General features: G+C 46.6%; 15 protein-coding genes. 10 read left to right on the top strand and 5 right to left on the bottom strand.

All coding sequences use genetic code 11. The annotated features are described in order from the left end of the window. Window positions 1-364 precede the first annotated feature (364 nt). The 6 genes from LX69_RS08025 (at window position 365) to LX69_RS08000 (ending at window position 13,399) form a co-directional block, all read left to right on the top strand. The gene (locus LX69_RS08025) at window positions 365-3,511 is read left to right on the top strand and encodes a SusC/RagA family TonB-linked outer membrane protein (protein ID WP_221621313.1); all 3,147 of its coding nucleotides are present in this window, start codon (window positions 365-367) and stop codon (window positions 3,509-3,511) included. 14 nt (window positions 3,512-3,525) lie between these two features. Further along, window positions 3,526-5,211 (top strand): RagB/SusD family nutrient uptake outer membrane protein, encoded by a 1,686-nt coding sequence (locus LX69_RS08020; protein WP_111445314.1) that lies wholly within the window; start codon window positions 3,526-3,528, stop codon window positions 5,209-5,211. A gap of 33 nt (window positions 5,212-5,244) precedes the next feature. Continuing rightward, window positions 5,245-7,209: a hypothetical protein gene (locus tag LX69_RS08015; protein WP_111445313.1), complete on the top strand. Its 1,965-nt coding sequence runs from the start codon at window positions 5,245-5,247 to the stop codon at window positions 7,207-7,209. A 20-nt stretch (window positions 7,210-7,229) separates the two neighbouring features. After that, the gene (locus tag LX69_RS08010) at window positions 7,230-9,821 is read left to right on the top strand and encodes a hypothetical protein (RefSeq protein WP_146260682.1); all 2,592 of its coding nucleotides are present in this window, start codon (window positions 7,230-7,232) and stop codon (window positions 9,819-9,821) included. Between the two features lie 228 nt (window positions 9,822-10,049). Next, window positions 10,050-11,759, top strand: a complete 1,710-nt coding sequence (locus tag LX69_RS08005; RefSeq protein ID WP_111445311.1) for a cellulase family glycosylhydrolase — start codon at window positions 10,050-10,052, stop codon at window positions 11,757-11,759. A gap of 134 nt (window positions 11,760-11,893) precedes the next feature. Further along, window positions 11,894-13,399 carry a cellulase family glycosylhydrolase gene (locus LX69_RS08000; RefSeq protein WP_111445310.1) on the top strand — a complete coding sequence of 502 codons (1,506 nt, stop codon included), beginning with the start codon at window positions 11,894-11,896 and terminating at the stop codon, window positions 13,397-13,399. Between the two features lie 207 nt (window positions 13,400-13,606). Here the strand turns inward: LX69_RS08000 and LX69_RS07995 are convergent, their stop codons facing one another. From LX69_RS07995 to LX69_RS07990, 3 genes are all read right to left on the bottom strand, one after another. Then, complete coding sequence (locus tag LX69_RS07995) at window positions 13,607-14,323, bottom strand: LytR/AlgR family response regulator transcription factor (protein ID WP_111445309.1); 717 nt, start codon at window positions 14,321-14,323, stop codon at window positions 13,607-13,609. A 589-nt stretch (window positions 14,324-14,912) separates the two neighbouring features. Then, a complete protein-coding gene (locus LX69_RS18350) occupies window positions 14,913-15,050 on the bottom strand; it encodes a hypothetical protein (RefSeq protein ID WP_394336312.1) in 138 nt (45 codons plus the stop codon). A 209-nt stretch (window positions 15,051-15,259) separates the two neighbouring features. After that, a complete protein-coding gene (locus tag LX69_RS07990; protein ID WP_111445308.1) occupies window positions 15,260-16,141 on the bottom strand; it encodes an AraC family transcriptional regulator in 882 nt (293 codons plus the stop codon). A gap of 800 nt (window positions 16,142-16,941) precedes the next feature. On the opposite strand from LX69_RS07990, the gene LX69_RS07985 reads away from it, so the two are divergent. Further along, on the top strand, window positions 16,942-18,126 hold the full coding sequence (locus LX69_RS07985) for a glycoside hydrolase family 26 protein (protein WP_111445307.1): 1,185 nt from the start codon (window positions 16,942-16,944) through the stop codon (window positions 18,124-18,126). A 24-nt stretch (window positions 18,127-18,150) separates the two neighbouring features. Further along, window positions 18,151-20,196 carry a sialate O-acetylesterase gene (locus LX69_RS07980; protein ID WP_245934971.1) on the top strand — a complete coding sequence of 682 codons (2,046 nt, stop codon included), beginning with the start codon at window positions 18,151-18,153 and terminating at the stop codon, window positions 20,194-20,196. A gap of 234 nt (window positions 20,197-20,430) precedes the next feature. Here the strand turns inward: LX69_RS07980 and LX69_RS07975 are convergent, their stop codons facing one another. Then, window positions 20,431-22,119: a Na/Pi cotransporter family protein gene (locus LX69_RS07975; RefSeq protein ID WP_111445305.1), complete on the bottom strand. Its 1,689-nt coding sequence runs from the start codon at window positions 22,117-22,119 to the stop codon at window positions 20,431-20,433. Window positions 22,120-22,411: 292 nt separating this feature from the next. Here LX69_RS07975 and gldA point away from each other — a divergent pair, with 292 nt between their 5' ends. Continuing rightward, complete coding sequence (gldA, locus tag LX69_RS07970; RefSeq protein ID WP_111445304.1) at window positions 22,412-23,332, top strand: gliding motility-associated ABC transporter ATP-binding subunit GldA; 921 nt, start codon at window positions 22,412-22,414, stop codon at window positions 23,330-23,332. Here the strand turns inward: gldA and pdxH are convergent. Further along, the gene (gene pdxH, locus LX69_RS07965) at window positions 23,321-23,956 is read right to left on the bottom strand and encodes a pyridoxamine 5'-phosphate oxidase (protein WP_111445303.1); all 636 of its coding nucleotides are present in this window, start codon (window positions 23,954-23,956) and stop codon (window positions 23,321-23,323) included. The two genes, gldA and pdxH, sit on opposite strands and share 12 nt — an antisense overlap. Window positions 23,957-24,055: 99 nt before the next feature. On the opposite strand from pdxH, the gene LX69_RS07960 reads away from it, so the two are divergent. Next, a partial coding sequence (locus LX69_RS07960; protein ID WP_146260681.1) for an Rpn family recombination-promoting nuclease/putative transposase occupies window positions 24,056-24,498 on the top strand: 443 nt, incomplete at its 3' end.

Genomic DNA, 24,498 nt, shown 5'->3' with positions numbered 1-24,498 from the left:
GATACGAAAAGAGAGCGTATACGAGGCGAAGAATACCCGAGGACTAACAGAGACCCTCAGGGTTTTAAAAACCCTGAGGGTCTTCCTTCGACACCCATCTTTGTGTCTAATTTACACTTCTTGAAAAGTGTTAACAAAAACAGACTCAAAGCTGATTGACAATTCATTACAACACCCGTACCTACAAATTACCCCACGTTCAAAAACATTTCACACACCCCAAAAAATCAATCTACCCCTCTAAATAGAACAAATCACAGAAAAGGGTCAAGATGTGTTAAAATATCTTTACATACGTCAACTTCCCTCACAATGAGTTGATATCACAAATTAACACGAACTATTAAATTCAAAATCCAATGCTATGCTAAAAAGAAGTATGTTTCTAATGCTTGCATTGCTGGTTCAAATCGGACTCTGGGCACAACAAAAAAATGTGACGGGGGTCGTAACAGACAACAGCAATGACCCGATTCCGGGGGTGTCGATCCTCATCAAAGGAACCACCAACGGAACCATTACCGACATCGACGGAAAATATTCATTGACCGTTCCGGGCGATAATGCCGTGTTGGTGTACTCGTTCATCGGAATGAAATCACAAGAAATCACCGTGGGAACACAATCGACCATCAACGTATCATTAATATCGGACACAGAAGAGATTGATGAAGTGGTGGTAGTTGGGTACGGGGTACAGAAAAAGAAACTGAATACCGGCGCTACCATTCAAATGAAAGGTGAAGAGATTTCAAAACTCAACACCACCAACCCATTGCAGGCCATGCAGGGACAAACGCCAGGGGTAACCATCACCTCCACCTCGGGTCAACCCGGTGCCGGCATGAACGTAACCATTCGTGGTTTGGGAACTGTAGGAAACGCAGCCCCGCTCTATCTGATTGACGGAATTGGCGGTGATATCTCCACCGTAAACCCCGCCGACATCGAAAGCATCGACGTATTGAAAGACGCTGCTTCAGCTGCCATTTATGGGGCACAGGCGGCTAACGGGGTGGTGCTCATCACCACTAAAAAAGGGAAAGCCGGAAAATCTCAGGTATCATTTGATGCGTACTACGGCGTCCAAAACGTGGCTCGCAAAGCACAAATGCTCAACGCCAAAGAATACATGACCATCATGGACGAAGCTCGCGTCAACTCGGGCAGCGGCTCATACGATTGGGCTTCATTTGCCGACAAATTGGATGAAGAAGGAAATATCATTTCGAATGGCATTTACGATGCCAATGGAAATGTGTACGACACCAATTGGATAGATGAGATGTTCGTGAAAAATGCGGTGACACAAAACTACAATTTGGGTATAACCGGCGGCTCTGAAACATCCACCTATGCCATGTCAGCCGGGTACATGGGACAAGAAGGAATTGTGGGCGGCCCCAAAGTATCGTCATACGACCGCTATAACTTCCGCATCAACTCGGAACACAAACTGTACAATGGCTTTTTGACCGTAGGCGAAAATGTCAGCTTCATTTGGAAAGAAACTACCGGCATTAGCACTGGCAACCAATATAACAACACATTGCGCAGTGCTTTTGGCACTTCGCCCCTGGCTCCCATTTATGATGCGCTGGGCGCTTACAACAACACAGCCAATGCCCTGTGGAACGTTGACGATGGAAACCCCTATGCATCAATGATGACCGGTAACAACCTGAGCAAAAACGCAACACTGGATGCCAATGCTTACGCACAAATCGAACCTGTCAAAAACCTGAAAATAAAATCAGTTTACGGGATCAGCTTTGGCGCCAACGAGTACCGTTCGTACACCCCCATCTACAAATTTCAGGCAGCCACCGAAAACTCGGTGACAAAAGTGGATCAAAGCAGAGGTTCGGGCATGACTCAGGTGTGGACCAACACAGCCAACTACGATTTCATCATTGCTGACTCGCACGCATTCAACACACTCGTGGGGATGGAGATTTCGAAATATGATGGCGGTTACCTGCGAGGATACAACACCGACCTGAAAAACGGGTTTGACTCATGGTCAACAGCCTACCTGTCAAACACCAACGGAACTGAAAACAAAACTGCGGAAGGAAAACCCAACGATGTTAATCGCACCGTTTCATATTTTACCCGTTTGGGCTGGAACTGGAACGAGACCTATATGCTGAATGCCACCTTCCGTGCTGACGGTTCTTCGAAATTCGCCAGCGGCAACCGCTTCGGCTTTTTCCCATCAGTATCGGCTGGTTGGACTCTGACCAACGAAACCTTCATGGAAGCCACCCAAGGCTGGCTCGACTATTTGAAACTACGTGCCAGCTGGGGACAAGTGGGTAACCAAAACATTAAAGCCTACCAATATCTGGCACCTGTGACATCCGACAAAATCAATTACAACTTTGGGGCAACCGGCGGCCAAACGGCCTGGATTACCGGAGCCTATCCAAGTCGCCTGGCCAATGCCAATCTGAAATGGGAAACCTCAGAGCAAATCAACATTGGAGTAGATGCACGCTTCTTAACCAGCCGACTGGGAGTGAATGCCGATTATTACATTAAAACGACCAAAGACTGGCTGGTTGAAGCGCCAATATTGGCCACTGCAGGCGCCGGCGCGCCGTACATTAATGGTGGCGATGTAAAAAACACAGGGGTTGAACTCTCTTTGAGTTGGAACGACGAAATTACCAAAGACTTCTCATACCGTATCGGCATCAACGGTGCCTACAACAAAAACGAAGTCGGTGAAATCCCCACACAAGATGGGATTATCCATGGCGAAACCAACCAGATTTATAACAATGCGCCCGAATATTACCGCGCTTCAAACGGACATGCCATTGGATACTTTTGGGGTTATAAAACAGCCGGCATCTTCCAGAATCAACAAGAAATCAACGACTGGATAGCAGCCGGTAACGGAGTGAAACAAACCGATGTAAAACCAGGTGACGTGAAATACTACGACATCAACCACGATGGAGCAATCGACAACAGCGACAAAGTAGACTTGGGATGCGGCATCCCCACCATGACCTTCGGCTTCAACATCGGGCTCAACTACAAAGGGTTTGACCTGGGCGTAACTGCATCGGGTGCTGCTGATTTCCAAATCGTGCAATCGTACCGTAACCACGCCTCAGCACAGGCCAACTATTCCACCAAGATTTTGGATCGCTGGACCGGCGAAGGCACATCTAACAAAATGCCCCGCGTAACCACCTCTAACATCAACTGGGAATTTTCTGACTTGTATATTCAGGAAGGTGACTATCTGCGCATCTCAAACGTAACCCTGGGCTACGATTTTGCCAAGCTCGTAGACTGGAAATACCTCTCTCAGGCACGCTTATACGTGCAAGGTCAAAACCTTTTGACATTCACCAAATACGACGGCATGGATCCTGAAATTGGTTCATACAACGGAACCGATGGCAATAGCAATGACACATGGGTATCAGGCGTTGACATGGGTTACTACCCACATCCTCGCACCCTGATTGTAGGTGTTAATCTTAAATTTTAAAAAAGAGTAAGACAATGAAAAAATCATTCATATATATCGCTTCTTTGACTGTCTCTTTGATGTCCTTTGGAGCTTGCTCCGATGAATTTCTCGATACGTCATCAAAGACAGAACTGAACACGGAAACGTTCTACAAGACAGTCGCGGATGCCGAAATGGCACTTATCGGGTGCTACGACGGCTGGCAACGCACCATTTCATCAGGAGGACCGGGCTTCTACCTGGCATCCGAGATGCTCTCCGATCAATGTTTTGGTGGAGCCGGTAATGGCGACGGCCGCAACTGGCAGGTACTCGACCGTTTCGACCAGACCGAATCGACATCTGACGTTGACATCTACGATACTGACTGGCAAAACTACTATGCAGCAATTTATCGCTGCAACGAGCTGTTGGACAAGACAGGACAGATGACATGGCCCGACGAAGCGGCCAAAGGTCGCATCTTGGGTGAATGCCGAGCTATGCGTGCCATCCTCTACTTCGACCTGGCACGTCTGTTTGGCGATGTGCCTCTGTTTACCGAGCCGGTGAATGAAAACCGCCCCCGTGCAGCTGCAGATTCGGTCTATAAAGTGATTGTGGCTGATTTGAATTATGCATCGGCCAATATTCCCGCCAACGCATATCCCGTCAAAGGGAATAACGCCACCGACGGACGGATCACAAAATTTGCTGCTCAGGCCATGCTGGCGCGTGTATATCTGTTCTACAGCGGCTACTACGGTAAAGATCCCGAAGGATGCACCAAAGAACAGGCGCTGGCTGCCGTAGAAAGCGTCATCAAAGAAGGTGGATACAGCTTAGAAAAAAAATATGCCGACCTGTGGATGCCCGCCTGCACACAATCATCTCCCTCGGAATATTCGTGGGTGACCACTTATGCCGGTAAATACTACAACGCCGACGGATGGCACGCAGGACAGGGCGAATTGTCAAAAGAGTTCATCCTCAACATGAAATTCAACACCACACAGGACTACAATGGCAACGCCGACGGCAATGCATTCCAGGTATTCCTGGGCATGCGCAACACCAACCACCCTCCGTTTGCTGTCGGCTGGGGTTGTTGCTCGGTGAATCCAAAATTCGTGAAGAAATTCCTGGGAGATCCTCGCGTTGAGGCCTCTGTAATTGACTATAAAGGCATTGGTTTTGAAGCAGCTGAGTCTTTCTCAAAATGCTTTAACGACACCCGTGAATACACCGGCTATGCCATTAAAAAGTATTCACCTCTCTGTTTCTTTGATGGAACCCGGGAATCAGTGGGCTTCAAGTTGGGAGAGCAACACCAAAACATCACCTATTACATCGACTACACCATCATGCGCTATGCCGATGTACTTCTCATGGCAGCAGAACTGGGTTCTGAAAACGCGCAAACACACTTCAATGAAGTACGCGGACGTGCCGGCTATACCGATGTGGTTCCCGTTTCGAAAGAAGCCATCATGCAAGAACGCGAAGTAGAGTTTGCCTTTGAAGGGATTCGCTATTGGGACTTGCTCCGCCAGGGCGTTGACGTGGCTGCGGCCACCATCACGGCCAACCAAAACGGCACAATTGTCAAATCGGGTGGTGCCGACGATGTGGTTGTTACTTCTGCCGCTAACATCAGCGCTAAAAAAGGCCTGCAACAAATCCCAAATAAACAAATCACCCTGTCAGACAAAGTGCTCACCCAAAATACAGGTTGGTAAAACACAGGCACAAAACCATAAAACATTACAATTATGAAATTTAAATATCTTTCCATACTTGTGACAGCCGTCATGTTAGCGTTTACGGCTTGCTCACCGGATGAATATGAACTGGGCAGCTCGGCACTCACGAGTGACGACCTAGTGAAGGGGATTGCCTACGACTACACCGTAGATCAAACCACCAACACAGTCACCTTCACAACCAAAGAAGGTTTCGTTAGCAAAGAATACTCCGTATACTGGGACTTTTCGAAAGCCGGAAATGGTTATTCTCAAAACCGCGATGTCAAATTTGCCATCCCCTTCGCGGGCGACTACACGGTTTATTTCGGAATCGTCACTAAAGAAGGTTTAATAAAGTCGGCTCCCATCAACTTCACCATCGATAACACCAACGGGAATTTATTAACCGATCCTCTTTGGAAGCTAATTTCGGGCGGTGTTGACAAATCGAAAACATGGGTATTGGACTTGGATGCTGATGGAGCCAGCAAGTTTTTCACTGGACCGCTATATTTCTATGGCACTGATGACAGCTGGGAAACTGTAACCAACGGAGCAAAATTAGTCGGGGATAATGTGGACTCGTGGAATTGGCAACCCGTATGGGCTGATGCCAAATGGATAAGTGCAGCCAAAGATTTCGGAACCATGACATTTGACCTGACAAATGGAGCTCACGTAAAAGTAAATGACCTTGATAACGGAAAAAACTATGAAGGCACTTATTTACTAGATACAGAAAACCATACCATTTCACTAACGAATGCACTCATTTTGCACACTTCTGGCCACGATGCCATTGTTACAAACTGGGCTAGCAATTTAAAAATCATGTCATTGACCGAGCACACCATGCAAATTGCAGCATTGCGTGACGCATCGACCGAAGGCCCATGTCTCTTAGTTTTCAATTACATTACCAAAGCCGCCTACGACGATCCAACGCTTTTGCTAACAGAAAAAACAGGTGTCACAGAAACCCCCGTTACAGATCCCACTTTCACCGATCTGAACGGCCAACTAACCACAACTACAACCACCAAGATGACCTATACGCTCAACGAAGACGCACCTTATGACTGGCTATGGTGGAACGCAGCTGACGCTACTTGGGAATCGAACGGCTTTGCGGCAAATTCGGACTATCCAACTTGGGCGCCACTGCCGGCTTCAACCAGCGAATTCAGTCTTTCTCTCGAAACCATGAAAGACGCTAGTGGAAAAGTGACCAACGAATTTGTTCTTAACAGCACCGACGATGTGAGCTTTGACGGAAACTACACACTTTCGGGTAATACACTAACATTCTCAAAAGAAGTAACCATCCTTACTGCGTCAAACGACATCCGCTCCATCTCCATTTCGGGTAAAGAATTCTCCGTCTTAAAAATTGACGAAGAGACCAAAGAAGTATGGCTGGGTGCAGCTGCCGGTGTGGATTCCAAAGGCAATACCAACAAGTACATTTGCGTGCGACTCTTACCCAAGAAAACCTCTTCAGAGTCGGGTGCCACCAAGGTGATTTGCGACAACAGCAAAGTGTCTTATGGATTTGTGGAAAACGAGAAATACTTGAGAATTCAACTTTACAACGCTTATGGTGCAGACGCTTTCAAAGCCAACCCTCCCATCAATGCTACTAAAATCAATTTCAAAAAAGAACTGACTGTAACCTTCACGATTGCTGGCTTAGGAACGCTTAAAGAAAGTACAACTGCAACAATTGGCATCATGAATGGCGGTGCAGACGGTAAATTTAAGGAAGAAGCTGCTGCGCTTCCAAACAGAACCAATGCCAACGTCACTGGAGATGGTACTTATACATTAAAGTACACCACAGAAACAAAGGTAGCTGTAACACCCACCACCGATTTTGTGTTTGTGATTGACATGCCCATTGAAGGAAAAACTGATGTGGACTTGAAACTTGCCGAAGGAGGCATTCAATGTCCCAACTTCACTGTCACCGTGGATGCCATCACTGTTGAATAACCATTAAATTGTTACAAATTATGAAGACAAAAATATTATCCGGTCTCCTGTCGTTAACCTTGGGATTCTTCGCGATCTCGTGCGGCAATGACGAAGACTTCTCTGTCGCAACAGGTAATGTGATGACAGAAATCACCACCGGTTCAGCAGACGTCACGGCCAATTCGGCCGTGATGCACGGAACCGTTAAAGGACTCGAGAAACAATCCCCTGCGGCTTATGTCGTAGGGGTCAAATTCGGCACCTCGCAAGACAATTTGAGCGAATTGACCGGTAGTCTGGACGGTAACACCATGACCGTTTCAAAAACCGGGCTAACCAACAACACCACCTACTACTATCAGGCCTATGTGACTCTTCAAGGCAAGGTAACCTACACCGGTGAAGTAAAAACACTGGTGACCACCAATGCCAAAGTGGCCACCAAAGAAACCACAGGAGGATTGATGAAAGCCACCCTGGGCGGTACCATCACCGACTACCCAACAGGTAAAGACATATCATGTGGTATTGTGATTTCCTTATCTGCTGATGACGAAGCGGTACGTGCCGGGTTAATTGTTGCCAATTCAGAACTTTCCGGTGACTTTTCATTCGAACAAAAAGGATTGCTGCCTGGTAAAACTTACTACTATGCGGCATATCTGAATCTTGGTTCTGGCATTGTTTACGGTGATGTGAAATCGTTCACCACCACATCTCACGATTTGGATGTAGATGATGACTTTGTAGATCTGGGTCTGAGCCGCAAATGGGGCAAATACAACCTGGGAGCCTCCAAAGCAGCTGAATATGGTGGCCTTTTTGCCTATGGCGACCTCACCGGATTGAACAATTCGACCAACGTGTCAGACTACGGCCAGGAGGGCGACATTTACTTAACAAATTTCGACATCAGCCACGCCACCTATTCGAAAACTACTTTGCCAACAGCAAGCGATTTCGTAGAACTATTCAACTCCTGTACCTATGTTTGGAAAACCATTGACGATGTTACCGGATATGAATTTACCGGCCCCAATGGCAACAAACTGTTCCTCCCAGCAGCAGGTTCTCGCACCGGCAACACCATTAGCAATAAAGAAGTTTTAGGAAACTACCTGACCGGATCAATCAACAAAGGCAACAAAGATTTTAACCAATCGTTCACCTTTGGCAATGGCTATGCCGACAAAGGCGTTTCGCCCCGCTATACCGCATTGGCGGTGCGCCCTGTTTCAACCGCCAGAAAGGTTGCTCTCCAAAAGGAATTAATGAAAAACACTTGGATGATTGACATCGATGTAGATGGTGCTTCGGTTGAATTTGTCGGACCTGTTTATTTCTATGGCACACAAAACAGCTGGGCAACCGAAACCAACTATGAACCAGTCATGGGTGCCTGGGCGTGGAAGCCGACACATGCTGATACTAAAAAGATTTGTCCGGCGAAGGAATATGGTTCTATGAAATTTGAGGATGATGGTAAGGTTACGGTGACTCAAATAGATGCCGAAGGCAAAGAAACCATCCAAACCGGAACGTACATCGTTGATGAAACCGAAAAAACGGTGACGCTCGATATCGACATCTTAACGCCCTACACCTTCTCAACCACTGCCGGCGAAGGCCTGACTCAGATAGACAGCAAACAGACAAAGCTAAAAATACTGTCATTAACCGAAACGGCCATGCAAATTGCCGTGGTGAGAACTGAAGATCCTTGCCTGCTGTCGATCAACTATGTGACAGACATCGTGAAGAATGGATACAAAGCCAAGCTTACCTGTTACGGTATACCAAACGATGCGGCAGATGCATGGTCATCAGCCATGACTCGAATTGCTCCCATCCAAGGAAACCAATATACCGTAAAATTCACAGGCCAAAGAAATGCAGGAGAAGTATACATCATTGATGTTGAAAATTTTGCAAAAGATTACCCCAGTGCTGTATTACGCGTTGATGACATCAAAGTAGATGGATCATCTATCTCCTACGATGCGAACAAATTCTTTTTTGGAGACATCGAAGGAAATGGCAATTATCGAATTGAGCTGTTTAACAAATGGGGTGCCGGCCACAATGATGCCTGGAATGGGGTAAAAGACAGCCCATTCGGCACCGGCGGCGAAAAAACAGAAGAACCGGTCATTGGATTTACTCAATCATTTGAAGTCGTATTCACCATTGTGTCTCTTAACGGATTCACGGCAGGTTATACTTGCTGCGATTCAGGATGGAATTCCAGCTGGCCTGATGCTTCAACGCCACTCAATCTATTCACGAATTTCGCACCCGCAAAAAACGTTGAATATCAGATAACCTTCGAAGGTAGCAGAGCCGATGGCATGATTAACCTAATTGAAATGCAAAACCTTGCCAAGGCATTTCCCAAGGCCACCTTCACACTTAATAAAGTAGAATGTGACAATTTAGAGGTTTCTTTTGATGCAACCAAAATCCTTTATGGAGATTTAGAAGACAAAGGAAATTATCGTATTGAACTTTACAACACCTTTGGTAGTTCAAAAGATAATTCTGCATTTGCAGGTGAAACAGAAGGCAAAGTTCCGGCTCTTGGTTTTACCTCATCAACAACAGTCTCGTTCACTGTTAATTCACTCTATTAACAGTGATGAATTAAAAAACAGCATTATTTGAAGAACGGGTCTGTCTATCTCAATAGGCAGACCCGTTTCTATTTTTAAAGAAGGAATATCCGGATGCTTATCAGCCTTCATAGAAAGCCTATCAATTCAAATAAAATGACAATTCACGCCACATTCTAACACAAAACAACCAAGAGCAATCACCCCAATGAAGTTAAATTTGCGTAAACAAACATTAAAAAATACACCATGAACAACATCACCCGATTCATAAAGACCGCCACCTTGACCTTGGGTCTTTCACTGGCCTTTATACAGGGATCGTGCACCGACAAGGAATCGACCATTACACCCGAAGTCGTCATTGCAACCCCAGCATTCACCTTCCCCAACTCAGGCGGAACTGAAACACTTGCCATCCAAACCAACATTCCCATTGAAGCCACCAGCAACGACGCATCGTGGTGCACCATTACCAAAGTAGAGCTTACGTCAACCAAGGTAGCTCAATACACCATCACTGTCCTTCCTAACCCAAACACAGAGACGAGATCCACACAAATACAGATTAAAGGTGAAGGATATGCCGGCGAAGTATCTGTAGAACAAACAGCCGGCGACCAGATGACCATCACCAACGAAATCAAAGTTTACGAAGCCCCAACTAGCGGAGGAGAATTCACCATCAACGTGCAGGCAAGTGGTGATTTTACGATTAAAACGACCGACAATTGGTTAACGATTAGTGAAAAAAATGCCACAAGCGTAAAGATCACAGTCCCCAATAATTACAAATCAACCACCAGAACCGACACCATCACATTCACCTGCGGCAATGCCAAAGCAACATTTGTGGTCAAACAAGCAGCCGGATTAGGCAGCATGTCCAGCGATGCCCTTGCTTTGGTAAAAAAAATCCACCTTGGCTGGAACCTCGGCAACAGCCTCGAAGTCCCCGGCAATGAAACCGAATGGGGCAACCCCAAGACCACCAAGGCCATCATCGATATGGTAAAAAACGCAGGATTTAACGCCGTGCGCATCCCTTGCGCCTGGGATGGCTATGCCGATCAAACCACCCACGTGATCAGCAGCACCTGGTTGGCACGGGTCAAAGAAGTGGTGGACTACTGCATCGACAACGGCATGTACACCATCATCAACATCCACTGGGATGGTGGCTGGCTGGAAGAACACCCGCTTTACGCCAATCAGGAATCTGTCAACAAAAAGCAAAAAGCTTATTGGGAACAAATCGCAAACTACTTTAACGATTACGATGAACACCTGTTGTTTGCCGGCACCAACGAGGTACATGCCGATTACAACGAACCGACCGTTGAGCACTACACCGTACAAATGAGCTATAACCAAACATTTGTGGACGCCGTTCGCTCTACTGGTGGCAAAAATGCCTATCGCAACCTGATCATTCAGTCCTACAACACAAACACCGAATGGGCACTAAAATACTTAAACATGCCAACCGATGTGGTTGAGAACCGATTGATCCTCGAAACCCACTATTATTCGCCCTGGGACTTTTGTGGGGCTAAAAGCACTGAATCCCCCAAACTTTACTGGGGCAAAGAAGGTGGCTACACCAATGTATCCACCTACGGCCAAGAGGATTATGTAAGAACAGAATTCGGAAAACTCAAAACCAATTTCGTCGATAAAGGCATCCCCATCATCATGGGCGAATATGGTGCGGTAAACCGCTCATCAAACATTGACAACGAAACCGATCGCCTGAAACATCAGGAGTCTCGAGCTTATTTCCTCAAATATGTGACTCAAAAGATGAAAGAATACGGCATTGCCCCCTTCTATTGGGATAACGGCCCTACCGCCAACGATGGCTTTGGCATTTTCAACCGCAGCAACTTAACGGTATCCGATCAAAAAGCACTCGATGCCCTCAAACAAGGAGCCGATGCCGGAACTTATCCATTCTGACATCAGATGACTCAAACAGTAAGCCGGCACATTCATCCTTGAGTGTGCCGGCTTCTTTTTTAACATCAGCATAAGTAAAGGATTACAAAGATCTTGCTAATTTTGTACTCTACACACTAAGTCAAAGCACCATGATGAACAAATTGAGAAAACCCATTCACATCAGTATGACAATCATCTCCTTAATCATTCTAACGCTATTCAGCGCCTGTTCCGACAAGGAAACAACGGTCGTACCCGAGGTTCAGCTCTCCCACAACACATTCACATTTGATGCCCCCGGAGGAAGTGAAACTCTCACCATCACATCAAACATCCCACTCGAATTAACGAGCAGCAATGCCCTTTGGTGCACCGTCATCAAGGGAAAACCCTCTGGCAACAGCACCCTCTACACCATCAACACCAGTGCGAATGCCACCTACAACGCTCGGGAATGTAAAATTATCATCACCGGATCAGATTATTCAGGTGAAGTACTCATCACCCAACAAGGAAAATTAAAACCTGAGCCTCCGGTCATCGACTACCACTTCGGCATGGGCTGGAACTTAGGCAACCAACTGGATGCACACAGCAACGGCGTGGCCAACGAAACCATTTGGGGCAACCAGGCCACCACACAAGAGGCATTCAATAAAATTAAAGCTGTCGGCATCGAATCCGTTCGCATTCCGGTCACCTGGCTGGGGAAAGTCGGACCGGCACCTTCTTACACCATCGATGCAACCTGGCTCAACCGCGTGGCTGAAGTCGTGGGCTATGCCGAAAATGCAGGCCTCAAAGCCATCATCAACATTCACCACGATGGTGCAGAAAGCAAATTTTGGCTCAACATCACCGATGCGGCCACCAACGCAATGGTCAACACGAAAATCAAAGCTCAACTACAGGCCATGTGGACACAAATTGCTAACAAGTTCATGGACAAAGGCAACTTTTTGGTGTTTGAAGCCATGAACGAGATTCACGACGGCAAATGGGGATGGGGTGCCAACCTGACTGATGGCGGCAAACAGTACGAAGTGCTCAATGAGTGGAACCAGGTGTTTGTCGATGCCGTGCGCGCAACTGGCGGCAACAATGCCGATCGATATTTGGGCGTGCCGGGATACGTTACCAGTCCAAAATTGACCATCGACCACTTGGTATTACCAAATGACATCACACCCAATCGACTCATGGTTTCGGTACATTATTACGACCCACACAAATATGCACTGGAAGACCTTTATTCTGAATGGGGTCACACAGCCGCAGCAGATAAAAAAGATTCGTATGGTGATGAAGCAGAAGTCATAGCGATGTTCGAGAAACTTAAAACCAAATACATCGACCAAGGCATTCCCGTTTACATTGGCGAAATGGGTAGTGTGCACCGCAGCACCGCACGTGCTGAAGCATTCCGAAAATACTACCTTGAATATGTGTGTAAAGCAGCAAAAACATACGGACTGGCTCCATTCTACTGGGACAATGGCAGTGCCGGTACCGGCAAGGAATGCCTTGGATTAATCAACCACGCCACAGGCGAATACATCAACAACGGCAAGGAGATGATTGACGTGATGGTGAAAGCCATGACCAATCAGGATGCATCCTACACCCTCGATGCGGTGTATAACAGCGCGCCCCAATGACACGGAGAATAACTACAGTCTCATGGATTGACGGCTGATTATTCAACAAAATAAAGATGCCAAGGGCACAAAGAGATTCGACTCTGCCCTTGGCGTTTTTGTGATGTTATCATTAGAGACAGGTAAGTAATGGTTGTGTTTCAAACCGCTTGCAATCCACTCCAAATCCCCTTAACCCACATAATCAACCGATTACACGCAAAACATTTACAAAAAATTCCGCTCCACAAACTCTTGAAAGCGTTCCTTATATTGTTCCCCAACAGGAATATAAACATCGCCAAAGACAATACGCAGGCGGTCGATGGTCTCAATTTTATCGAGGTTGACGATAAACGAACGGTGTACCCGCATAAATGAAACAGAGGGCAGCTTTTGCTCAAGAACCTTGAGAGAGCTTAGCGATAACAATGGTTTCTCCTCGTGCTGCACATACACCTTGATGTAATCCTTAAGCCCCTCGATGTAAAGAATGTCGGAAAAATTAACGCGTCTTACCTTATACTCCGATTTGAGAAAAAGAAACTTACCACCAGCCTCAGCCGTGGCATAAGCCGATTGACGTTCCAGCTCAACCAAATGTTCAGCTTTACGAATGGCTGTCAGGAACTCATCGTAACCAAAAGGCTTCATCAGGTAATCGACAGCATTGAGCCGAAAGCCTTCAATGGCATATTTCTCATAGGCAGTGGTGAAGATAATCATGGGCGCTTTCTCAAGCATCCGCACAAAATCGGTACCCTTCATGTCGGGCATCTGAATGTCGGTGAGCACCAAGTCGACGGGATGCTCAGAGAGGTAATCCATGGCGTCCAGGGCATTATCGAAGAGTCCGGCCAACTGCAACACCGGGGTTCGTTTCACATACCCCTCTACCAGCTTCAAAGCAAGGGGCTCATCATCAATGGCAATTACGGTCAACATGAATAAAACATGATATTAAAAGTCAGTGTCATTGAGTCAATGTCAAACATGAAGAATATTAGATTTCAAACAGATCGCCTTGACTAATGTAATGAAACTAAGACAACAGATCTAAAAAATTTCTTCATCTCATCATCTGTTTTTTAGTTTACTGTATTCTTCTCTTAAAAAATGGCTTTGACAAACTATTGTTCCGCAGCTGATTGCTTATAACCGTTCATTCCACATTTCAGGATTCCTACATGAATGGAATATCGCAATCACCTGTATAATTGAATTTACAACTACTATATAACTCTTTTGAGTTATCTGCTTTGTTATTTAAACGCATGGCGCACCAAAATAACTCAGCGCCTTCGCGCCTTTGCGTTTATTCTGACTCTGTAATAAATCACAAAGGGAAATTTCGTCATAAAATACTTTCTCACATTGACATACACAATTGGAAAGTAATTTGGATTTTTCATAACACCCTCAAACCCAATATTTATTTACTTAATGAAACCGAATGCAACATCAGGGCTTTTCTCATAAAAAAAATTCAAATGATTTATCAATGTCAACTTCAGCCTCATCTAATAATTCGATATCATAAGGCTTTGTCATCATATTTCATTTTAATCAAATCCCAACTCTTAAAAGTTACTTCGCCGCTATCTATTCTTCGCATCCTTTTATTAAGCAAATCAGAGTGCTTAAATGGAAGCTCCGGCAAATCTTCTTTCACATCAACAATCTCGATCTAATCAATTTCTTTGATCAAATTAAGAAAAGCAGCAATCTTTTCCTGTTCCTTTATGCTTATTGTCAGTTCCATACCTAAACATTTTAACACAAAGATACTCACTTATGACACGATTGTCGATATTGATAGCATTAAACTTCAAAACCTCAACTTAAAATCAAAGGATGTTATTCAAACATTGAACAGAGAGATCAATACACCGTCCGAAGTCCTGTAAAGCTGTTTCGGAATTCCGATGGTGTTACGCCTTGCTTCTTTTTGAAGATGCGATTAAAATTAGAAATATTGTTAAAACCACAGTCAAAACAGATCTCACCCACGCTCTTTGTGGTTTCAATGAGCATGCGGGTGGCGTAACCCAACCGTATCTCATTGACAAAGTCAACAAATGACTTCCCGGTACGTTGTTTAATGAGCCGCGTGAACGACACGATCGACATATTGAGCAATCCGGCTGCCTCTTCGAGCTTGATCTTCTTATTGTAATTTTCGCGAATAAAATGATACACCTTTTCGATCTTTTCACTATTGTGAAAGTCGTTATTTCGCTGAAACGACACATTGGTGAGTAGTTTTTGGTCACGCGAAATGGCTAAATCGTACAAGATGGATTGCAACTCAATGAACGAATCGAATCCACGCTTCTTTGACAAAGTCAAAATCTTATCCTCCACAGCCTTAATGGCTGACGATGAAAAGGCAATACCCCGCTGTGCATTCTGAAACAACTCCTTGATAGGCTTGAGGACATTTTTCTCAAGCATGTCGTTACCAAACAAATCGCGCGGAAATTGAATGGTGATTTCGTGAATCTCATCAGGCAGAATGGCATTATGATAGTTCTCCCATCCATGATAAAGATTAGGCCCTATCAATACCAATTCCTTCTCGTCAATCTCGGTCATGTGGTCGCCTACAAAACGCTTAGCCCCCTTTCCGCGAGCAATGTAATTGAGCTCAAATTCAGGATGAAAATGAATGGGGAAATTAAAGTCGGCCTTCGTCCGGTCGAACACCAAAAAACAATCGTTGTCCTTCAACGGTGTAATTTCACGATGGATGACATCTTTCATATGATTATAATTTGTTTTTCATTGGCCATATGGAACTCGCAAATAATCATCCTCGTGTGTGAGTAAAGGTTACTCATGGCTCGTTTCATGTGTTAATATTTATTTTCAATGACCTCATGAAACTCTCCTGCCGCATACGCCTGCGTTTCGAGGCGTTAGACATGGCTCGTTTCATGCGTTTATAGTTTTATATCGAGCTGTATTTCATTTTCTTAAGCCACAATATCGATTTGCACCTTGCGAAACAAAGTAATCGTCGCCTTTGCGCTTCCCGAAGGAAAGAATTACACGAATTTGGAGTTGTGATAGAAACTTAATGATGGCACTGATGTACTCTTGCACCTTAGCACTTCTCCCAATTTTCTTTTATCCGAATAAGACAAACAAAACGACATTCTTACCCCCTTTAAGTTCAACGGGCGATCGATTCATTTTTCACGCCCATCTACACCCAATCACGACTAAAAGAATGTAGACAAAGATATAAAAAGTGACACAATTGTATCAATTGGTTTTTACATTTTTTCACAAGACAAAAACCATTAACCAACCACAACAAACACTCTTTTCGAAGCATTTAATCAACACAAGCCACACAAATCGGCACATTCAGTTCAAAGAATCTAAAAACAACACTGCGAACAACAAGCACACATCTAAATAATAATACCATAAAAAGATTAAATCACACAAAAGTAAGCGTATCAATTACAATATCTTTGATTGATTCATATCCAAAAAAACCATAAATTGAGTGGGTAAAAACCAACCTGCAGACACATTCAAATACATCTGTCGCTATGCCAAACAATTATCTAAAATCCATCCTCATCATGGGCATCATCGCCCTCACCTCCTGTCAGATTAATAAAAGCAGCAGCTCTGAATCCATCCATCAAGACACAGCTACGAAAATCCTGTACAACAATCTGAAAAAACTGGTCAACGACGGCAAAATACTCTTCGGACAGGCCAATGCCACCACCATCACCTACTTGGGAGGCATCAACCACAACGACCTCTCACGCAGTGACTGCAAAGACATCACGGGATCCCACCCGGCATTTATTGAGAGTGATTTCATGTGGTACGAACAGGATTCAGCCTTCCAAACCAAAGATATTCTGGCCATGAAGCAGGCTTACGAACGAGGTGCTGTTCTGGCTTATTGTTGGCATCTTCGTGGCCCCGACAGCCAATCATTTTACGCACGCGACAAAGAGACGAACAAATTCACTGCCGACAGCCTGTTGGTCAAAAACATTCTCAGCAACAGCAATCGCAATGAAAACCCGGCACTCAACTGGCTATTGACACGCCTGGACTCGATGGTCATCCCCGTGTTTAACCAACTGAGCTTCCCCCTCATCTTCCGCCCTTTTCATGAGATGAACGGCGACTGGTTTTGGTGGGGACGTGACAATTGCACGCCCGATGAGTACATCCGCTTGTTCCGCCTCACCATTGACTATCTACGCGAAAAAAGCATTCGCAACATGCTGGTGGCCTGGGCTCCTGACAAAACAGCTGACTTTCGTTATTACCCGGGCGACGCGTACACCGACATCCTGGGGCTCGACATTTACGAACCGGGCATCATGCCCTATAGCTCGCACGAACTGATGATCGAAAACATCACCAAAATGGTAAATTACGCTGACAAAAACGGCAAGGTGGTGGCCATCACTGAAACTGGCCTCCGAAAAGACGACAATGGCAACTTCCGATACCCCGACATCCACCCCGACTTCTGGACCAACTACGTCCTAAAACCCATTTTGAGCACAAAAGAAACACGTCGCATTGCCTGGATCATGAGTTGGTACGGCGCCGACTGGCGTGGCGACCAATCCACCGAAGCTTACACCCCCTACTTGGGCATGAAACGTCCCAATGCCGACAAAGCCATTGAAGACTTCAAGGCATTTTACCAACACCCGGCAACGCTATTCAACGACAGCATTCCCAACATGTACCACGAGTAAACCAAATCTCTAAAACAATTCATAATGACACATTTTCGCATGATTCCCGCACTGGCACTCACCATCGGGATAATGACAACGGGTTGCGGCTCTGAGAAGTCGGCCTTGCAACTCCCCAAGCTCATCACCGACAACATGGTGCTTCAGCAAAAAAGTGAAGCCTCCATTTGGGGCAAAGCGGCGCCGGGGTCAAAAATCAACCTCACCGCATCGTGGGGTGAAACAGCATCTGCCACCACCCTGCCTGACAGCACATGGCTCCTGAAACTCAAAACGCCCGAAGCCGGAGGCCCCTTCACCATCAACATTCAAAACAGCGACTCGCTCCACACCATCCAAAACGTGATGAGTGGCGAAGTATGGCTGGCGTCCGGTCAATCGAACATGGAAATGCCCCTGGCCGGATGGCCGCCCAACGACACCATTCAATACTCGGCCTCAGAAATAGAAGCAGCAAACTATACAGGCATTCGCATGTTCACCGTAGCAAAAAACATATCGGTGACACCACTCGACGATGTGAGCGGACAATGGGCCGTCTGCACGCCGCAAAGTGCACCAACCTTTAGCGCATCTGCTTTCTTCTTCGCAAAAAAATTGCACCAGACACTAAACATACCTGTGGGCATTATTCATAGTAGCTGGGGCGGCACTCCGGCCGAAGCCTGGGTTGAAGGCAAAGTATTGGCTGCCAGCCCCGACTTCAGCGCCACCATTGCCAAACTCGACTCCATTGCACCTCAAAGCAAAGCCTTTGAAGCATGGCTAAAAGGGTTCAAAACCATCGATGTCGCCACCCGCCCCGACGGTTCAGACCCCATCGTGGGACTCGACCTGTTTGACAGTGTGTGCAGCAATCCAGCTCTCGAGGACGCCGACTGGAACACCATGACCATCCCCACCACCATCGAGAACACCGAAGTGGGAGAATTCGACGGCACCATTTGGTTCCGACGCAGCATCGACATCCCCGCCCAATGGAACGGCAAAGCCCTCACGCTGACCCTGGGCGCCATCGACGACCGCGACGTCACTTACTTTAATGGCATACGAGTAGGCGCCAACGACGCAGCAGGACTGTGGCAGATGAACCGCGAATACACCATCCCGGCCGAGATAACCAAAACCGGCAAAGCAGTTATCGCCGTGAAGATGACCGACACACAGGGTGGCGGCGGCCTATCAGGAAAACCTGAGTTAATGGCAATCTCGCTTCAAAACGCCCCCAAGCAAACCATCGCCCTTACCGGGGAATGGAAATACCGGGTGGTCGCGCTCTACAAACAAAACCAAATGACAATATTTGACCCCGTGAAGAACGAGTTTGCCAATCGTCCACAACTCTCAATTCAACTGGGATCGGGCACACCATCGGCACTTTACAATGCCATGATAGCCCCCCTCACCCCCTACACCATCAAAGGGGCAATTTGGTATCAGGGCGAAACCAACGTAGGACGTGCCAATCAGTACGTGAAACTGATGTCAGATTTGATTTCGAACTGGAGAACCCGATTCAATCAACCCGACATGCCATTCTATTTCACTCAACTGGCTCCATGGAACTACAGCGATGTAAACGGCACCTCATCGGCCAACCTGCGCGAGGCACAACGCCGAACCATGACCATCCCAAACACCGGCATGATTTCGACCCTCGACATTGGTAACGTGAACAACATTCACCCCTGCCACAAAAAAGAAGTGGGCGAAAGACTCGCGGCCTGGGCTTTAACAAACCAATACGGGCAACAAATGGCCTCGAGCGGCCCTTTGTTTAGCAACATCGAAATTAAAGACAACAGTGCCATCCTGCACTTCACACACGCCAACGATGGATTATTACTCAAAAATGAAATCCCCAATCAGTTTGAAATTGCAGGAAATAATGGCGTGTTTTACCCCGCCATCACCACCATCGAAGGAGAAACCATTGTATGCCGCTCCCCCAAAGTCACAGCTCCTGTAAGCGTACGCTACGCCTTTAGAAACGGTGCGCAGGCATCGCTCTTCAACAACGCAGGACTTCCTGCTCCGTCATTCACCACTGAGAGCGAATTCGGCAATTAAACTACCCCGCTCAGAAAAAGGAACAACAACACTCCCGTTGTTTTAAACAAAAAGGCACGGATGCACTATATCGATAGTGTATCCGTGCCTTCGTTTTTTATGGCATCAGCACAAACATCCAAAGGACATCGCACTTCATTGCAGTCATAAATTATGTCATTCCAGGCATGACTGCACCCTATTCAGAAAATGAGAATCTCAATAGAGCAAACTCACCAACAAATTCTACCTCATTTACTTTACTTCAACCAATGCCTCTGAGACATTGATGGCATAATCACCCAATTTTTCGCATTCGCAAAACAAATCGGCAAACACAATCCCGGTCTCGTAATTGTAAACCCCCTTACGGAGATTTTCGAGGTGCTCGGACCTTAACTGGGTACGGTAATTGTTAATTTCATCTTCTATTTCTTTGGCCTTGGCCAGTATCACCTGTTTCTCGTCCTTCTCGAGATTGGCCTTCATCTCCTCGAGCGCCTTCTCAACAAAACGAAACATCAAATCGAGCTTAGCTCGTATTTTATCAGGAAAGACAATCTTCGACTCTCGCATACGATTCACCGTGCGAGCCAAATTGTAGTTGCAGTCACCAATGCTCTCGATGTCACTCACCAATTTGAGCATGGCACGCAGGCGATGGCGCCCAAAATCACTCAACTTACCTTGAGCCACTTCGCTGAGGTAGTTGGCGATTACCACCTCCACTTCATCACTCACGTCTTCATACTTTTGCACCTTGGCATAAAGCTTATTGAATTTCTTATCAGAGCTCTCATCCATTAAACGTTCCACAAACGAGAACATCTTAATGCTATGCTTGGCGTAATACTGAAGCTCTTTACGAGCCTGAAGCAACGACAATTCCGGTGTCGAGAGTAATCCGGTGGTGATGTATTTAAGATGAAACTCTTCCTCTTCCGATTCTTTTTGCGGCAAAATTTTCACCACAATGGTCTTAATCTGTGGCACAAACCATACCATGACAAATGTATTGATGACATTGAACAAGGTATGAAACATTGACAGGGCGATGGGCACAGCCGTCATTTCAACCATGGGTGAGGCGCCATTATTAGTAGTGATGATGTTATCGACCATCCCCACAAAAGGCTTAAAAACGATTAACATCCATATTACCCCGATCAAATTGAAAACCAAATGCGCCATGGCAGCTCGTTTGGCCGAGAGATTCGCCACGGTAGCGGCCAAATTCGCCGTAATGGTGGTTCCAATGTTCTCACCCAGCACCATGGCTGCTGCCAACTCAAAGGATATCCATCCCTGATTGCACATCACAAAGGTGAGCGCCATCGTAGCACTTGAAGATTGAATAACGATGGTGAGCAAGGTGCCAAAAAACATGAACAAAATGATTGAACCATATCCCCACTGTGTATAATTTTTAAGAAACTCTAATATTTCGGGATTGCTATTGATATCGGGCACCGATGCTTTCAGATAATCGAGCCCCAGGAACAATAGCGCAAAGCCAATCATGATTTCCCCCAACGAGCGGCGTCGCGTCACCTTTGAAAACACCAACGGCAATCCGATGCCCAACAATGGCAGCACATAATCACTGATGCTGACTTTAAAACCCAACAATGAAATCATCCACCCGGTCACCGTTGTACCGATGTTAGCCCCCATAATCACCCCAATGGATTCGACCAGCGAAATCAACCCGGCATTTACAAAACTCACCACCATGACGGTGGTGGCCGACGACGACTGAATGATGGCCGTCACCAAAAAGCCGGTAAACACGCCCAGAAAACGGTTGGCAGTCATGGCCGAGAGGATGGAGCGCATTTTGTCGCCCGACAGGCGTTGAAGGGCTTCACCCATGATTTTCATCCCATACAAAAACATGCCCAACGAGCCTACCAGCTTGAGAAAATCAAAAAACGAATAATTCATTGTTGCGTTTGCTTTGTTAATATTTGCTTAATGTTCTCTTCACATTAAGACAACATTTCGGGTGCAAAGAAACGAAAATCTCAAAACCCACGAAAAGAGAATGAAAGGTTTTCAACCAATGCGTCAATTCATCATCTAAAAATCAACCATTTATCAACACATTTATCTAACGGGGGCGTATGGACGCAGTGTCCTTAGAAACCATTTTTTAGGATGCGATGAAATGTGTAGTTTTGGGAGGCATCATTACCCGCTGATGGTTGAATGCCATCACCCCTTCAAATACGAAACAATGTCCATACAGGTCAAACAAGTTACCAAAACATACGGCATTCAAAAAGCCCTCAACGAGGTTAGTTTCAACATCCCTTCGGGCGAAGTGGTGGGATTTCTGGGCCCTAACGGTGCGGGAAAGTCCACCATGATGAAAATCATCACCGGCTATCTCCCTCCCTCGGCAGGCGAAGTGGAAGTGTGCGGCATGAACATTGCCGACAACACGCTCGACATCCGCCGAAAAATCGGTTATCTGCCCGAGCACAACCCCCTGTACTCCGACATGTACGTGAGCGAATATCTCAGCATGGTGGCCGGCATCTACCACTTGCCCAAACCCGATGCACGCATTCGCGAGATGATTGGCCTCACCGGCCTCACTCCCGAAAAACACAAGAAAATCGGAGCCCTCTCCAAGGGCTATCGTCAGCGCGTGGGACTTGCGCAGGCGTTGCTGCCCGACCCCAAGGTGCTCATCCTCGACGAGCCCACCACCGGCCTCGACCCCAACCAGATTGTAGACGTGCGTGAACTCATCCGCAACATCGGGCGTGAAAAAACGGTGATGCTCTCCACACACATCATGCAAGAAGTGCAGGCCATCTGCCAGCGGGTCATCATCATCAACAAAGGGGAAATTGTGGCCGACAACCGTTCCGAACAACTCTCGGCCTCGACATTTCAAAACGAAGAAATCATCAACGTGGAGTTCGATGCACCCATTTGTACCGAATCGCTGTCATTGCAAAGCGGCATTACCGGCATCAGCCAGCATGGGGCGGCACACTACAAAATCACTGCACCGGGCGATGGCAACGACATTCGCCCGGTCATTTTCAAATGGGCAGTAGAAAACCAACGCGTCATTCTGGAAATGAACCGCGAAAGCCGCTCGCTCGAGGAGGTGTTTCATGCCCTCACTCGTTCAGGGAGCTAAGCGATCAATCACCCATTGACCCTCGTTGAGCGTGTACACAAAACGATCGTGCAACCGATGGATTCCCCCCTGCCAAAACTCGAACCGATGGGGTACAATGTTGTACCCGCCCCAGTACGAAGGACGGGCAATATCGGATGGCAACAGGCAATCCATCAACGCACGATAACGCCCCTGCACCTCATCATCGTTCACTGGGCGACTTTGGGGCGATGCACAGGCGGCCACCCGGCTCTCGATGGGACGCGAGGAAAAATAGGCCTCATTCACCGCCTCATTGCAACGATGCGCCACCCCCTCGATGCGCACCTGACGCTCCAACGCCCCCCAGTAAAAAGTAGCAGCCACATAAGGGTTGGCGGCAATCTGGCGCCCTTTGTCGCTATCGTAATTGGTAAAAAACTGAAGCATTCCATCGTCAACCCCTTTCAGCAATACCACCCGGGCATGGGGACGACTTTGCTCGTCAACGGTAGACAGAGTCATCATGGTGGCTTCATCAGCCATCTGATTAACGGCATCGGAAAGCCACTGCGTAAATTGCAGGAGGGGGTTGGTCATTAACTGGTGCCGTTGAAGTTGTTGCAACGTGAAGTTACGACGAAGGTGTGACAATGAATCCATAGAATCTTTTACCGAAAACAATCACACTGCTACTTTGTTCACTCAAAGCATCTGGCGTCAACAACATCAATTGATTATCTTTGCATCAAACCACACATCATGCATTATCTCGATCCAAAAAACGACCTCACCTTTAAACGGATATTCGGAGAGCATCCGCACCTGTGCAAAAGTTTCCTCAACAGCGTGCTGCCGCTCGAACCCGATGCCCTGATTGAGGAACTTGAATACCTCTCCCCCGAGTTGGTGCCCGAAATTCCGGTGCTCAAGCGCACCATTGTGGACGTGCGCTGCCGCGACCAAAAAGGGCGTCAGTTTATTGTGGAGATGCAGATGCATTGGACCGAGAGCTTTAAAAACCGAGTGGTATTCAACGCCTCCAAGGCCTACGTCAAACAGCTGGACAATGCCCGCGAATATAAGTTATTGCAACCCGTGTATGCGCTGAGTCTGGTGAACGAAAACTTTGAGCCTAAACTGACCGACTATTACCATCACTACAAAATTGTAAACATCAGTCAGCCCGAGCGGCAAATTGAAGG

The sequence above is a fragment of the Breznakibacter xylanolyticus genome, assembly GCF_003254275.1.
GTDB lineage: Bacteria > Bacteroidota > Bacteroidia > Bacteroidales > Marinilabiliaceae > Breznakibacter > Breznakibacter xylanolyticus.
Note: the sequence above shows the minus strand (reverse complement) of the source record. Positions and strands in the feature narration are given on the sequence as shown.